The organism is Flavobacterium sp. HJSW_4, from assembly GCF_042436695.1.
Lineage (GTDB): Bacteria > Bacteroidota > Bacteroidia > Flavobacteriales > Flavobacteriaceae > Flavobacterium.
Map to the genome: position 1 here is coordinate 1 of NZ_JBHNPP010000116.1, position 234 is coordinate 234.

Genomic DNA, 234 nt, shown 5'->3' on the forward strand with positions numbered 1-234 from the left:
GATAGATATTGATGGCAGTGAATTCACTTCTTAAAACAGCCTGAATATTTAATTTTACTAAATGATATATGTAATTCGCGTAATCCGCATAAATCTGTTCGTTGTATTCAAAATGATTGGTCGAATTAAAATCAATAATCCAATCGTTGTTTTCATAATATTCGTAAACAGATGGATTATCATTGTATTTAATTCTGGCTTTAAATCCCCATTCAATAGATTGTTTTTACTTAA

Annotated in this window: 1 protein-coding gene; it reads right to left on the reverse strand. The window is 27.8% G+C overall.

Going from position 1 to position 234, the window contains the following annotated elements; all coding sequences use genetic code 11:
- Nucleotides 1-217: outer membrane beta-barrel protein (locus ACE01P_RS24520; RefSeq protein ID WP_379701681.1), on the reverse strand; the 217-nt coding region annotated here is incomplete at its 3' end.
- Nucleotides 218-234: the final 17 nt, after the last annotated feature.